Annotated in this window: 14 protein-coding genes; 7 read left to right on the top strand and 7 right to left on the bottom strand. The window is 75.4% G+C overall.

Annotation, left to right across the window (positions count from 1 at the left end):
- On the top strand, positions 1 to 707 hold a 707-nt coding region (locus AC0CYZ_RS23170), incomplete at its 5' end, for a hypothetical protein (RefSeq protein WP_472219701.1).
- Positions 708 to 856: 149 nt separating this feature from the next.
- Positions 857 to 1,102 (top strand): hypothetical protein, encoded by a 246-nt coding sequence (locus AC0CYZ_RS23165; RefSeq protein WP_472219698.1) that lies wholly within the window; start codon positions 857 to 859, stop codon positions 1,100 to 1,102.
- A 13-nt stretch (positions 1,103 to 1,115) separates the two neighbouring features.
- Here the strand turns inward: AC0CYZ_RS23165 and AC0CYZ_RS23160 are convergent, their stop codons facing one another.
- Positions 1,116 to 1,556 carry a DUF3151 domain-containing protein gene (locus AC0CYZ_RS23160; protein WP_472219696.1) on the bottom strand — a complete coding sequence of 147 codons (441 nt, stop codon included), beginning with the start codon at positions 1,554 to 1,556 and terminating at the stop codon, positions 1,116 to 1,118.
- Between the two features lie 98 nt (positions 1,557 to 1,654).
- A complete protein-coding gene (fbaA, locus tag AC0CYZ_RS23155) occupies positions 1,655 to 2,689 on the bottom strand; it encodes a class II fructose-bisphosphate aldolase (RefSeq protein WP_472219694.1) in 1,035 nt (344 codons plus the stop codon).
- A 407-nt stretch (positions 2,690 to 3,096) separates the two neighbouring features.
- Here fbaA and AC0CYZ_RS23150 point away from each other — a divergent pair, with 407 nt between their 5' ends.
- The 3 genes from AC0CYZ_RS23150 (at position 3,097) to AC0CYZ_RS23140 (ending at position 5,239) form a co-directional block, all read left to right on the top strand.
- Complete coding sequence (locus AC0CYZ_RS23150) at positions 3,097 to 3,705, top strand: SigE family RNA polymerase sigma factor (protein WP_472219703.1); 609 nt, start codon at positions 3,097 to 3,099, stop codon at positions 3,703 to 3,705.
- Positions 3,706 to 3,841: 136 nt separating this feature from the next.
- Positions 3,842 to 4,438: a hypothetical protein gene (locus AC0CYZ_RS23145; RefSeq protein ID WP_472219692.1), complete on the top strand. Its 597-nt coding sequence runs from the start codon at positions 3,842 to 3,844 to the stop codon at positions 4,436 to 4,438.
- 66 nt (positions 4,439 to 4,504) lie between these two features.
- Positions 4,505 to 5,239 carry a DedA family protein gene (locus AC0CYZ_RS23140; protein ID WP_472219690.1) on the top strand — a complete coding sequence of 245 codons (735 nt, stop codon included), beginning with the start codon at positions 4,505 to 4,507 and terminating at the stop codon, positions 5,237 to 5,239.
- A gap of 3 nt (positions 5,240 to 5,242) precedes the next feature.
- On the opposite strand, the gene AC0CYZ_RS23135 is transcribed toward AC0CYZ_RS23140, so the two are convergent.
- Genes AC0CYZ_RS23135 through AC0CYZ_RS23120 form a run of 4 tightly spaced genes read right to left on the bottom strand, consistent with a single transcriptional unit; the run spans position 5,243 to position 8,479 of the window.
- Positions 5,243 to 5,896 carry a TrmH family RNA methyltransferase gene (locus AC0CYZ_RS23135; protein ID WP_472219689.1) on the bottom strand — a complete coding sequence of 218 codons (654 nt, stop codon included), beginning with the start codon at positions 5,894 to 5,896 and terminating at the stop codon, positions 5,243 to 5,245.
- The gene (pyrE, locus tag AC0CYZ_RS23130; protein WP_472219687.1) at positions 5,893 to 6,480 is read right to left on the bottom strand and encodes an orotate phosphoribosyltransferase; all 588 of its coding nucleotides are present in this window, start codon (positions 6,478 to 6,480) and stop codon (positions 5,893 to 5,895) included. Before pyrE ends, AC0CYZ_RS23135 begins: the two co-directional genes overlap by 4 nt.
- A 38-nt stretch (positions 6,481 to 6,518) precedes the next feature.
- Positions 6,519 to 7,304, bottom strand: coding sequence for an SDR family NAD(P)-dependent oxidoreductase (locus AC0CYZ_RS23125; protein WP_472219685.1), 786 nt, complete (start codon positions 7,302 to 7,304; stop codon positions 6,519 to 6,521).
- Between the two features lie 5 nt (positions 7,305 to 7,309).
- On the bottom strand, positions 7,310 to 8,479 hold the full coding sequence (locus AC0CYZ_RS23120; RefSeq protein WP_472219683.1) for a type III secretion system chaperone family protein: 1,170 nt from the start codon (positions 8,477 to 8,479) through the stop codon (positions 7,310 to 7,312).
- 137 nt (positions 8,480 to 8,616) lie between these two features.
- Between AC0CYZ_RS23120 and AC0CYZ_RS23115 the strand changes: the two genes are divergently transcribed.
- Entirely contained in the window at positions 8,617 to 10,266 is a 1,650-nt protein-coding gene (locus AC0CYZ_RS23115) for an ABC-F family ATP-binding cassette domain-containing protein (protein ID WP_472219681.1), read from the top strand.
- A 60-nt stretch (positions 10,267 to 10,326) separates the two neighbouring features.
- The gene (locus AC0CYZ_RS23110; protein WP_472219679.1) at positions 10,327 to 11,871 is read left to right on the top strand and encodes an MFS transporter; all 1,545 of its coding nucleotides are present in this window, start codon (positions 10,327 to 10,329) and stop codon (positions 11,869 to 11,871) included.
- A 148-nt stretch (positions 11,872 to 12,019) separates the two neighbouring features.
- Here AC0CYZ_RS23110 and AC0CYZ_RS23105 read toward each other — a convergent pair.
- Positions 12,020 to 12,701: AAA family ATPase (locus tag AC0CYZ_RS23105; RefSeq protein ID WP_472219677.1), on the bottom strand; the 682-nt coding region annotated here is incomplete at its 5' end.

Here is a 12,701-nt window from a genome sequence, read left to right as displayed (position 1 = left end):
GGGGGGACCTGGCCGACGCCCTCGACGGGGCGCCCGTGGCCGCCGTCCCGCCGCGGCCGGGGCGCCCGGACGTCGACCCGGTCCTCGACGCCGCGACGCTCGACCCGGCCGCCGGCGGCCGGCTCGTCGTCGCGGGCACGGACGCCGACCTCGCCGCCGTGCTCGTGCGCCTGCTGCGCCGCGAGCGCCTCGACGTCCCGGTCGCGTTCCTCCCGGACGCGGGCTCGGAGGCCGCCCGGGTCTGGCGGCTGCCCACCGACCGGTCGGCCGCGCTCGAGGTCGTGCGCGTCGGCGTGGCGTCGCCCGCGCCGCTGCTGCGCGACGACCGCGGCGGGGTCGTCGCGGGCGCCCACGTCGTCGGCCCCGTCGAGGGCGTCGTCTACTGCGACGAGCACGAGGTGCTGCGTGGCCGTGCCGCGGGGCTCGTCGTCCGCCCCGATCCCGAGGGCGGGCCCGTCGAGGTCGGCGGCGTCGCGGTCACCGTCACCGGCCGGCGGCGCCTCGCCGGGCTGCGGGCGGGCGCCGAGCGCGCGGCCCGGGGCCGGGCCGCGACGATCGGGTGCGCCCCGGCGTCGCTGCGTCGCGACGGGGTCGACGACGACCGCCCGTTGGAGCGGCGGAGCTGGTACCGGCACACGGTCGACTGGACGCTGGTGCGCCCGGCCGCGGCAGCGACCGGCTTCGCCGACGACCACTCCTCGTCATGACCGTCGGTGACCCGAGGTCATCACACCGCCGTCGCGCATGTGGGTGACCGGTGATCGCTGACACACCCGGCGTAGCCGCATTGCGACGTTCGTACGGACCTCGAGGACGGAGGGGTTCGGACCGGTCCGAAGCGGGGTACGTTCTGTTCATGCTGGTCGCGGTCCTCATCCCGGTGCTCCTGTTGATCGCGACCATGCTCATGGAGCGCTTCGAGACGCAGTTCCTCGACACCCGGACCCGCCGGCGCCCGGTGCGCCCGCCGCTGCGGCTCGAGGCGGCGCCGGCGAAGCCGGTTGCGCAGCGTCACCTGCAGCCGGTGGCCGATCCGGCCCCGATGATCGTCGACGTGGGCCCCCAGGCCGTCGTCGACGAGCCGCTGCGCCGGGTCTCCTGACCCCGGACGCCCGTCAGACGACGCCGAGCGCGGCGGCCGCCGTCGGGTCGCAGTCGTCGAGCAGTTGACGGCACCGCACCGCCTCGTCGGTCTCGCCGATGGACGCGCTCGCCTTCGCCAGCACCGCCACGGCCCGCAGGAACCCCTGGTTGGGCGCGTGGTCGACCGGGACCGGGCCGAAGCCCTTCCAGCCGTTGCGGCGCAGCTGGTCGAGTCCGCGGTGGTAGCCGGTGCGGGCGTAGGCGTAGGCCGCGATCGTCTCCCCGGAGTCGAGGGCGCGTTCCGCGAGCGTGGCCCAGGCGGCGCTCGACGTCGGGTGGTCCGCGGCGACGGCGGCCGGGTCCTCGCCGGCGTCGAGGCGGCCCTGCGGTTCGGGGTCGGCGGGCAGCAGCGTGGGCTGGGGGCCGAGGAGGTTGTGGCCGTGCGAGGCGCCGGGACCGGTGGGGATGGTCATGCCCCCATCATCCCGCCGCCGTGGCCCCGGACCGCGCGAGGGTAACCCCCGGCCGCTCTTCGCGACCGAGGGCTCCCCTCGTGCCGGGGCGAACGCGGTCACTTCCCGAGCGACTGCCCCGTCGAACGGAGGTTCTCGCAGGCCGTGACGACGCGGTCGGCCATGCCCTGCTCGGCGGCCTTGAGGTAGCTGCGCGGGTCGTAGACCTTCTTGTTGCCGACCTCGCCGTCGATCTTCAGCACACCGTCGTAGTTCGTGAACATGTGCCCGGCGATCGGGCGCGTGAAGGCGTACTGCGTGTCGGTGTCGACGTTCATCTTGACCACGCCGTAGTCGAGCGCCTCGTGGATCTCCTCGAGCAGCGAGCCGGACCCGCCGTGGAAGACGAGGTCGAACGGCTTCGAGCCCTCGGGCAGCCCCAGCTTCGCGCTGGCCACCTCCTGACCCTTCTTCAGCACGTCGGGCCGGAGCACGACGTTGCCCGGCTTGTAGACGCCGTGGACATTGCCGAAGGTGGCCGCCAGCAGGTAGCGGCCCTTGTCGCCCGCACCGAGCGCCTCGACGGTGGCCTCGTAGTCGCCGGGGGCGGTGTACAGCTTGTCGTCGCTGTCGGCCGAGATGCCGTCCTCCTCGCCGCCGACGACGCCGATCTCCACCTCGAGGATCATCCGCGCCTTGGCGACCTTCTCGAGGAGCTCCTGCGCGATCGCGAGGTTCTCGTGCAGCTCGACCGCCGAGCCGTCCCACATGTGCGACTGGAACAGCGGGTTCTCGCCGCGGTCCACCCGCTCCTGGCTGATCGCGATCAGCGGGCGGACGAAGGCGTCGAGCTTGTCCTTCGGGCAGTGGTCGGTGTGCAGGGCGACGTTGATCGAGTACTTCTCGGCCACCACGTGCGCGAACTCGGCCAGCGCCGAGGCGCCGACGACCATGTCCTTGACCGAGAGGCCGGAGCCGAACTCCGAGCCACCGGTGGAGAACTGGATGATGCCGTCGCTCTCCGCCTCGGCGAAGCCGCGCAGCGCCGCGTTGACCGTCTCCGAGGAGGTGCAGTTGATCGCCGGGTAGGCGAAGCGTCCCTCCTTCGCCCGGTCGATCATCTCGTTGTAGACCTCGGGGGTCGCGATCGGCATGAGGTGGGCTCCCTGGTCGGCGCGTGTGCTTCTCGGGCGCGCCGTGCAGGACGTGCGCCCGGTGGTGGCCTGGTCCCGGGTGCGGGGGTACACACCCGACGCGCGCAGTATGCCCGCCCGGAGGGGACGCGCACGCCCGTCGTGACGTGGGCGGACGTCACGTCGCGGAGCGCGGGTCGCCGGTGTGGACCAGTCCGCCACCGCGCGTCACCCCGGGGCGGTGGCGCTCCTCCGGACCGAGGCCGTCGGGGGGCTGGGCTATCGTCGGGAGCGTGGTCGAGCCGGTGGAGAGCGCGATCGAACGGACGCTGGGCAGCCTGCGTGCGCTCGATGCCGTGACGGGGGCCGATGCCTCCGTCGTGCATCCGGCGGCTCCTCCCGCGTCGCGGCCGGATCCCCGCACCCCCGTGGCCGCCCGGTTCGCCCCCGCTCGTCCGGGTGCCGGGCCCGGAGCCCCGGGGCCCGGCCGGCCCACCGCGTTCCCCGCCTCGCCCGGTCCGTGGGCGGCGCCGGAGCCCGAGGCCGAGCCGGCGGGCCCGCGGACGCTGGAGGACCTCTACCGGGAGCACCGGATGCGGTTCGTCCGGCTCGCGATCCTGCTGGTGGACGACCCGGCGACCGCGGAGGACGTCGTCCAGGAGGCGTTCACGGGGTTGCACCGGCACTGGTCGCGGCTGCGCGACGAGAACGCCGCGCTCGGCTACCTGCGCACCGCGGTGGTCAACGGCTCCCGGTCGGTGCTGCGCCGCCGCCGCACGGCCCGGGAGTACACCCCGCCGCACACCGCGGACGCACGCTCGGCCGAGTCGCTCGCGATGCTGTCCGCGGAGCACCAGGCCGTGGTGTCCGCCCTCTCCCAGCTGCCCCGCCGCCAGCGGGAGGTCCTCGTCCTGCGCTACTACGGGGGGCTCTCCGAGGCCGAGATCGCCGAGGCCACCGGCATCAGCCGCGGCACCGTGAAGTCGACCGCGAGCCGCGGCCTCGACGCGATATCCAAGATCGTCGCCACCGGCTGAGCGGATCGCCGAGCCGCGCGCGTCGCGGCGACGGGCGGTACCGACTGCTCCGAACGGCGCCGCCCGGCGCGGGTGGGCCGCCGCTGTCCCGCACGGCTCTGGGACGCGGCCCGGTCCGCCGATAGCATCCCCGGCGATGAGTGACGAGCGGCTGCTGTCCGAGGCGCTGCGGGCCCACGCCGCGGGCGGCGTGTCCACGCCGCGCGCCGACACACCCGCCCCGCCCACCGGAACCCCGGGGACGGACACCGGCTCGGACGGCCCGCCGTCGTCGGGGCGGCGCCGGTTCCGGCCGCTCGGCCGGGTGCGCCGGCCCGAGTCGACCGCGCCGTCGGACACCGACCGGGCCGCGTCCGACCGGCAGCGCACCGATCAGCAGCACACCGGTCAGCAGCGCACCGACCAGCCCGCCCGACCCGATGTGCCGTCACCCCGCGCGGGCGCGCCGGGCCACCCGCCGCCCGGGTACGCACGTGGCCCGGTGCTCCCCGGCCCGCCGACCGCGCCGGTGCGCCCGGGACCGACCCCGGGCGGGTTCGGCGTCGCCGGGCCGGCCCCGCAGGGCCCGATGGCCCGGCCGGGCGCGATGCGCCCCGGACCACCGACGGCGGCGCCCGCGGGCTCCGTGGCGTGGAGCGCGGTCACCGTGACCTGGTGGAGCCTCGTCGCGATCCTCGCGGGCGGGGTGGTCGGCGGCGCCATCGGCGTGCTGTCGTTGCTGCTTCCCGCCTGATCCCGGTCGCGTGCCGGGCCCCGGGCGCACATCGGGGCCACACCCGCGGCCAGTACCGTGGGCCTCGTGCTCGCCGACGCCACGACCATCGTCGCCCTGGGGCCGCAGTGGCTCGACCCGAGCTACATCATCTCCAGCCTGGGCCCGTGGGCCCTGCTCGGCGTCGCGCTCATCATCTTCGCGGAGTGCGGTCTGCTGATCGGTTTCTTCCTGCCCGGGGACTCGCTGCTCTTCATCACCGGCCTCGCCGCCACGACCGGCCTGATCGAGACGCCGCTGTGGCTGGCGTGCGTCGTGCTCGTCGTCGCGGCGTTCGCGGGCAACGTGTGCGGCTACTACCTCGGGCGTGCCGCCGGCCCCGCGATCTTCGACAAGCCGAACTCGCGGCTGTTCAAGCGCGAGAACGTGGACCGCACCCAGAAGTTCTTCGACAAGTACGGCAACCGCGCGATCGTGCTCGGCCGGTTCGTGCCGATCGTGCGCACCTTCATCACGGTCATGGCGGGCGTCGGGCGCATGGAGCCGCGGCGGTTCCTGCTCTTCTCCGGGATCGGCGCCCTGCTCTGGGCGGCCGGGGTGACGCTGCTCGGCGCGGTGCTCGGCCAGTTCGACGTCGTGAAGAACAACATCGAGGCGATGCTGATCCTCGTGGTCCTGCTCTCCCTGGTCCCGATCGGGATCGAGGCGCTGCAGGCCCGCCGGGAGCGCAGGCTCGGGGCGTCGCCCCTCGCCGAGGACACCCTGGACGGCGCGGCCGACGACGCGCCGACCACCCGTATCCAGCGCCCGCCGCACGCCTGACTCTCAGACCGCGTGGACCCGGATCCACGCGTGCATGACGATGCCCGCCGCGACGCCGGCGTTGATCGACCGCGTCGAGCCGAACTGGGCGATCGAGACGACCAGGTCCGCGGCCGCGGCGGCGTCCGGCGTGAGCCCGGAGCCCTCCTGACCGAAGAGCAGCAGGCAGCGGCGCGGCAGCTCCGTGGTCTCCAGGGGCTCCGCGCCCGGCCCGTTCTCGACGGCCACGACCACGAGGTCCTCGGCGCGGGCCCAGGCGACGAGGTCGGCGACCCCGGCGTGGTGCACCACGTGCTGGTAGCGGTCGGTGACCATCGCGCCGCGGCGGTTCCAGCGGCGCCGGCCCACGATGTGCACGGCGGCCGCGAGGAAGGCGTTCGCGGTGCGCACGACGGTCCCGATGTTCGCGTCGTGGTGCAGGTTCTCGATCGCGACGTGGAACGGGTGACGGCGGGTGTCGAGGTCGGCGACGATCGCCTCGCGGCGCCAGTAGCGGTAGCGGTCGACGACGTTGCGCCGGTCGCCGCCCGCGAGCAGCTCCGGGTCCAGCCGTGGATCGTCCGGCCACGCCGCCGGGCCGCCCGGCCAGGGCCCGACGCCGACCTCGTCGGCGCCCCACTCGGTGGGTCCGGGCTCGTCGTCTCCTCCGTCGGTCACGCCAGGCCGAGGTCGGCGAGACCGAGCAGCGAGCGGTAGGGCACGCCGCGCCCCTCGATCACCTCGGCCGCGCCGGTGGCCCGGTCCACGATCGTCGCGACCCCCACGACCTCCGCGCCGGCCTCCCGCAGCGCGTCGAGCGCGGTCACGGGGCTGTCGCCGGTGGTCGAGGTGTCCTCCACGACGAGCACCCGGCGCCCGGCGACGTCCGGGCCCTCGATGCGCCGCTGCATGCCGTGCGCCTTGGCCTCCTTGCGCACGACGAACGAGTCCACCGGCGGCCCGGGAGCGTGCAGGATGGCCGCGGCCACCGGGTCGGCGCCCATGGTCAGCCCGCCGGCGGCGTCGTAGGACCAGTCGGCCGTCATCTCCCGCAGCAGCCGCCCGACCAGCGGCGCCGCCTCGTGGTGCAGGCTGATCCGCCGCATGTCCACGTAGTAGTCGGCCTCGCGGCCCGAGGACAGCGTGACGCGGCCGCGCACGACGGCGAGCTCGCGGGCCAGGACGGCGAGGCGGTCGCGGGCGGCGGGGTCCACGTCCGGGCCCCCGCCGACGGCGGCCCGCGTGCTCGTGCGGTCGCTCATGCCCGGCATTCTCCCGCCCGGGCCGGCGGGCGGGCGGGTCAGCCCCGCCCGGAGGCGCTGCGCCGGGCGAGGACCTGGACGATCCGCGTGGGCGCGTGCCGAGCGGCGACGACGATCGCCTTGTAGCCCACGCCCGGGATCGAGAGCGGGCGGCGCCGGGCGAAGTCCGCGAGCCCGTCGGCCACCACGCGGTCGGCCTCGAGCCACATGAACCCCGCGTCCTTGCGGGACTGCCCGAGCCGCCGGTGGAAGTCGGTCTTCGTGTAGCCCGGGCACAGCGCCATGACGTGCACCCCGGTGCCGTACACGGACATGTAGAGGTTCTGCGAGAGCGCCGTGACATAGGCCTTGCCGGCGCCGTAGACCGACCCGCGGCCGGGCAGGAACCCCGACACGCTCGACACGTTGATCACCCCGCCCCGCCCGCGCTCGACCATCCCGGGCAACGCGGCCCGGCACAGCAGCATCACGCTGCTGACGTTGACCTCGTGGTTGGCGGCGAGGACGGCGGGATCGGTCTCGGTGAACTCGCCGGCGGTGCCGTAGCCGGCGTTGTTGACCAGCAGGTCGACCGGCGCCTCGCCCTCGGCGGGCTCGGCGAGGCGGCGCTCGACGCGTGCGCGGGCCGTCGGGTCGGCGAGGTCCGCGACGAGGACCTCGGCGTGGGCGCCGCGCTCGCCGAGCCGGTCCGCGACGGCCCGCAGCCGGGCCTCGTCCCGCGCCACGAGCACGACGTCGTACCCCTGGCCCGCGAGCTGTTCGGCGAACTCCGTGCCGAGCCCCGAGCTCGCGCCCGTAACGAGGGCGGTGGGACGTCCGGCCACGCGGGTCACCGGCCGCGGAAGGGGCCGCTGCGCCAGGTGCTGCCCTTCGACGACCGCCGGTCCCCGGGCGGCTCGTCGGTGCCGGGGTCGTCCTGCTCGAGGTCGTAGGGGATGTCGCCCGGCCGGTCGCGGTGGGTCGGCTCGGCGCCACCGCGGGCGAACGGGCTGGCGTCCTCGTCGCCGGAGGCGAACCGCTCGAGCTCCTCGTCGTACTCGAGGTCCTCGTCGTCGTCGACGGCCGGGCGGCCGGCACCGCGGTCGGCGCCCCGGTCGCGGTCCCGCACCGAGCCGCGCTCGCGCCCCTCGGTCCGCCCCGCGCCTGCGGACGAGCCGCGGCCGCCGATGGTGGTGGTCGGGGCCTCGTCGACCGCGCCCCGCACCGCCGTGGTCGGCGCGTCGTCCCCACGGGACCCGCGCACGGTCGTCGTCGGCGCGTCGTCCCCGGCCGGCGCCGCGGCGCGCGAGCCGGCCACGACGGCGGTCGGGGCCTCGTCCGCCGGGCTGCCGGCGCTCGCGGGAGCGGGCCCGCCGCGGGAGCCGCCCCCCTCGACGGCCTCCTTGATCGCGGCGGACACGTCCACCAGCGACTCGATGAGGCCCTCGACGCGGTCCGGGTCGGCGTCCGGGTCGAGCGAGGCGAGCACCCAGGTGTCCTCGGCCCACACGAGGGGGACGTCGGCGCCGACCCGGTCGGCCGCCTCGGTCACCTGCCGCGTCAGCAGCCGGCGGCCCTCCATGGCGTTGCTGACGAACGCGTACCGGCGCCCGACCTGCCCGAGGTTGTCGAGCTCGTCGTCGTCGGGACGGGGTGACTCGGGCAGCCGGAGCTCGATCGCGACCGGCACCGCGACGGTGCCGCGCACGGCGGCGACCGTCGCGACGGTGGCGCCGTCCTGCTCCTGGTCGAAGATGCAGCCCAGCCGGCGTCCGCCGGGCCCGGGCACGGCGCCGGTCGCGACGTCGTAGGCGTGCCGCGGACCCTCGCCGCGCAGCGTGCCGTACCGCCAGGCGTGCGGCGGCGAGGACAGCGCGTCGGTGAACTCCCAGCCCTTGGACGCCGCCCAGTCCCGCCGGCCGTTGCCCCGGCGGGTCGGGCGCGCGCGGTCGTACCAGAGCAGCAGCGCGCCGCCGGCTGCGGCGACCAGCGCCACGACGAACCAGATCCAGGCAGGCACGGAGGCGAGCGTACGGCCTGCCCCCGAGCGCACCCGCCGACGACACTCGGACCGGACGCGCATTTCCGACGCGGAATCCGCCTGCTCAGGGCCGGTGCCCCCGGGTCGGACCGCGCGACGCGGATAGAGTCGGCGTCGTGAGCGCCACCCTCGTCGCGCGGGGCGTCTCGGCCGCCCACGGCGCCCGCACGATCTTCTCCGGGGTCGACCTCACAGTCTCCCCGGGCGACGTCGTCGGGCTCGTCGGCGCCAACGGCGCCGGGAAGTCGACGCTGCTGCGCGTCCTCGCCGGGCTCGCGGTCCCGGACGAGGGCACCGTCGAGCTCGCACCGCCGAGCGCCACCGTCGGGTACCTGCCGCAGGAGCCGGCCCCACGCCCCGGCGAGACCGTCGCCGGGTTCCTCGCCCGCCGGACCGGCGTCGCGGCCGCGCAGGCCGAGCTGGACGCGGCGACGACCGCGCTCGGCGAGGGTGGACCGGGTGCGGACGACCGCTACGCCACCGCCCTGGAGCGTTGGCTCGCCCTGGGCGGGGCCGACCTCGAGGACCGGGTGCCGGAGGTCGCGGCGGACCTCGGGCTGGCCCTGGCCGACGACACCGCCATGACCGCCCTCTCCGGCGGTCAGGCGGCGCGCGTCAACCTCGCGGCGCTGCTCCTCGCGCGGTTCGACCTCTTCCTGCTCGACGAGCCCACCAACGACCTCGACCTCGCGGGGCTGGAGCGCCTGGAGCGGTTCGTCCGCGAGCTGCGGGCGCCGGCGGTGCTGGTCAGCCACGACCGGGAGTTCCTCGCGCGCACCGTCACCGAGGTGCTCGAGCTCGACCTCGCCCAGCAGCAGGTGGCGCGCTACGGCGGCGGGTACGAGTCGTACCTCGTCGAGCGGGAGGTGGCGCGCCGGCACGCACGGGAGGCCTACGACGAGTACGCGGACAAGCGGGCCGCCCTCACCACGCGGATGCACGAGCAGCGCAACTGGATGGAGCACGGCGTCCGGAACGCGAGACGAAAGGGCGGCCGAGCTGACCATGACAAGAACGCCCGCAAGTTCCGGGCCGAGGCCACCGAGAAGCAGGCCTCGAAGGTGTCGCAGACCGAGCGGCGGATCGAGCGGCTCGACGTCGTCGAGGAGCCCCGCAAGGAGTGGGAGCTGCGGATGACGATCGCGGCGGCGCCGCGCTCCGGGACCGTGGTGGCCTCGCTGTCCGGCGCGGTGGTGGCGCGCGGGGACTTCCGCTTCGGGCCGGTGACGCTGCAGCTCGACTACGGCGACCGGGTCGCGGTCACCGGCGCGAACGGCGCGGGGAAGACGACGCTGCTGGCGCTGCTGCTGGGACGCCTGGCCCCCGACGCCGGGTCCGCGTCGCTCGGGTCGTCGGTGGTCGTCGGGGAGGTCGACCAGGCCCGCGGGCTGTTCTCCTCCGGCGCGTCCCTCCTCGACGCCTTCTCACGGGAGCCCGAGGTCGACCGCTGGCCGATCGCGGAGGTGCGCACCCTGCTGGCGAAGTTCGGGCTCGGCGCCGAGCACGTGCACCGCGGCACCGCGTCGCTCTCGCCCGGTGAGCGCACCCGGGCCGCGCTCGCGCTGCTGCAGGCGCGAGGGGTCAACCTGCTGGTGCTCGACGAGCCGACCAACCACCTCGACCTGCCCGCGATCGAGCAGCTGGAGTCGGCGCTCGACGCCTACGAGGGCACGTTGCTGCTCGTCACCCACGACCGCCGGATGCTCGCCGCCGTGTCGACGACGCGGCACTGGCACGTCGAGGCGGGTCGGGTGAGCGAGGTCTAGTCAGTACTTTTTCCGTACTAGACGGTTCACTAGCAGGACTTCCTGCGTTAGGGTCGGCCCATGTCCACGACCCACCGTCGCGCCTGGATCGGCCTCGCGGTCCTCGCCCTGCCGACGCTGCTGCTCTCGCTCGACATGAGCGTGCTCTACCTCGCGCTCCCGGCGATGAGCGCCGACCTCGACCTCGGGCCGACAGAGCAGCTCTGGGCGATGGACGTCTACGGCTTCATGATCGCCGGGTTCCTGGTCACGATGGGCACGCTCGGCGACCGCATCGGGCGACGCCGCCTGCTCCTGATCGGCGGTGCCGCGTTCGCCGTCGCCTCGGTGGTCGCGGCGTTCGCCGGCTCGGCGGGCACCCTGATCGCGGCCCGGGCCGTGCTCGGGATCGCGGGTGCGACGCTCATGCCGTCCACCCTGGCGCTGATCAGCACGATGTTCCCCGACCCCCGGCGACGGGCCACCGCGATCTCGATCTGGATGACCTGCTTCATGGGCGGCATGTGCGTCGGCCCGCTCGCGGGCGGGCTGCTGCTGCAGACCTTCTGGTGGGGTTCGGCGTTCCTGCTCGGTGTCCCGGTGATGGCGCTGCTGCTCGTCGCGGGCCCGCTGCTGCTGCCCGAGGCCCGCGACGCGTCGGCCGGCCGGCTCGACCTCGCCAGCGTCGCGCTCTCGCTGGGTGCCGTCCTGCCCGTCGTCTACGGACTCAAGGAGCTCGCGGCCGGGGGCGGGGCCGCCACGTCCCTCGGGGCGCTCGTGCTGGGCCTGGGCGTCGGCGCCGTGTTCGTCCGGCGTCAGCTGCGCCTCGACGACCCGCTGCTCGACCTGCGCCTCTTCCGCCGCCGCGCCGTCGCGGGAGCCCTCGGGCTCAACATGGCGGGCGGGGTCGTGATGGCCGGGACGTTCCTGCTGGCCACCCAGTGGTTCCAGCTCGTCGCCGGGCTCTCGGTGCTGCAGGCCGGGCTGGTTCTGGTGCCGCTGCAGCTCGCGATGATGGTGGCCACGCTCGCGGTGCCGCGGCTCGCCACCCGGTACCGCCCCGGCGTCGTCATGGGCGGCGGGCTGCTGCTGGGCGGGCTCGGCCTGCTGGTGGTCACCCAGGTGGGGGCGGGGAGCTCGCCGTGGCTGCTCGTCGGCGGGTTCCTCGTCACCTCGATGGGCGTGGCCGCGCCCGCCGCGCTCGGCACCGACATCGTCGTCGGGTCGGTGCCGACGGAGCGCGCCGGCTCGGCGGGCGCGCTCTCGGAGACCAGCGGGGAGATGGGGATCGCGCTCGGGGTCGCGACCCTCGGCAGCCTCGCCACCGCCGTCTACCGCGGCTCGCTCGTCGTCCCCGCCGGTACCCCGGCACCGGCCGCCGACGCCGCCCGGCAGAGCCTGGAGGCCGCGTCCCGCACCGCCGGCGACGGCCCGCTCCTCGACGCGGCCCGGGAGGCGTTCACCGCGGGGCTCACGACGACGGCGGGGGTCGGCGCGGCGCTCTTCCTGCTGCTCGGGGCCGTGGCCGTGTGGGCGCTGCGCTCGCTGCGGCCCGCGGGCGAGCACGCCGACCTCGAGGCGGTCCCGGCCGCGGAGCCGGCGGAGCCCCTGGCGGCCGCGGCCTGAGAACGACCGAAGGGCACCCTCGCTCGCATAGATCGAGCGAGGGTGCCCTTGGGTCGATGCGCCGCGGGGCCGGCCGTTCCGGCGAGGGGCATCCCTGGGCGGCTCTACCGACCGAAGGGGCCCTTCGCTTGGAACGGGCCGGGGAGGGTCACTCGGACCGGGTCACGGTCAGCGCGCCAGCCCCGGCGTCGGCGTCCTTGTCGAGGTCGACCCGGACGGCGTCACCCTCACGGATCCCGCCGGCCAGCAGCTCCCGGGCGAGCTGGTCGCCGATCGCGGACTGGACGAGCCGGCGCAGCGGCCGCGCCCCGTAGACCGGGTCGAAACCCTGCAGGGCCAGCCACTCCTTCGCGGCGTCGGTGACCTCCAGCGTGAGCCGGCGTCCCGCGAGCCGCGTCGCCAGCCGCTGCACCTGGATGTCGACGATCGACGTCAGCTCCTCGGTGGACAGCGCGTGGAAGACGACCACGTCGTCGAGCCGGTTGAGGAACTCCGGCTTGAACGAGTGCTTGACGACCTCCATGACCCGCTCGCGGCGCCCGGCGTCGTCGAGGCCCGGGTCGGTGAGGGCCGCGGACCCGAGGTTCGAGGTCAGCACGAGGATCGCGTTGCGGAAGTCGACCGTGCGGCCCTGGCCGTCGGTGAGGCGCCCGTCGTCGAGGACCTGCAGCAGCACGTCGAACACGTCGGGGTGCGCCTTCTCGACCTCGTCGAGCAGCACCACCGCGTACGGGCGGCGCCGGACGGCCTCGGTGAGCTGACCGCCCTGGTCGTAGCCGACGTAGCCGGGGGGCGCCCCGACGAGCCGGGCGACCGAGTGCTTCTCGCCG

Source organism: Actinomycetospora sp., assembly GCF_055612215.1.
Note: the sequence above shows the minus strand (reverse complement) of the source record. Positions and strands in the feature narration are given on the sequence as shown.

Excerpts from the sequence above, each read along its gene's own strand:
- AC0CYZ_RS23165 (WP_472219698.1), top strand. The coding sequence starts at position 857 with ATGCTGGTCGCGGTCCTCATCCCGGTGCTCCTGTTGATCGCGACCATG.
- AC0CYZ_RS23160 (WP_472219696.1), bottom strand. The coding sequence starts at position 1,556 with ATGACCATCCCCACCGGTCCCGGCGCCTCGCACGGCCACAACCTCCTC.
- fbaA (WP_472219694.1), bottom strand. The coding sequence starts at position 2,689 with ATGCCGATCGCGACCCCCGAGGTCTACAACGAGATGATCGACCGGGCG.
- AC0CYZ_RS23145 (WP_472219692.1), top strand. The coding sequence starts at position 3,842 with ATGAGTGACGAGCGGCTGCTGTCCGAGGCGCTGCGGGCCCACGCCGCG.
- pyrE (WP_472219687.1), bottom strand. The coding sequence starts at position 6,480 with ATGAGCGACCGCACGAGCACGCGGGCCGCCGTCGGCGGGGGCCCGGAC.
- AC0CYZ_RS23110 (WP_472219679.1), top strand. The coding sequence starts at position 10,327 with ATGTCCACGACCCACCGTCGCGCCTGGATCGGCCTCGCGGTCCTCGCC.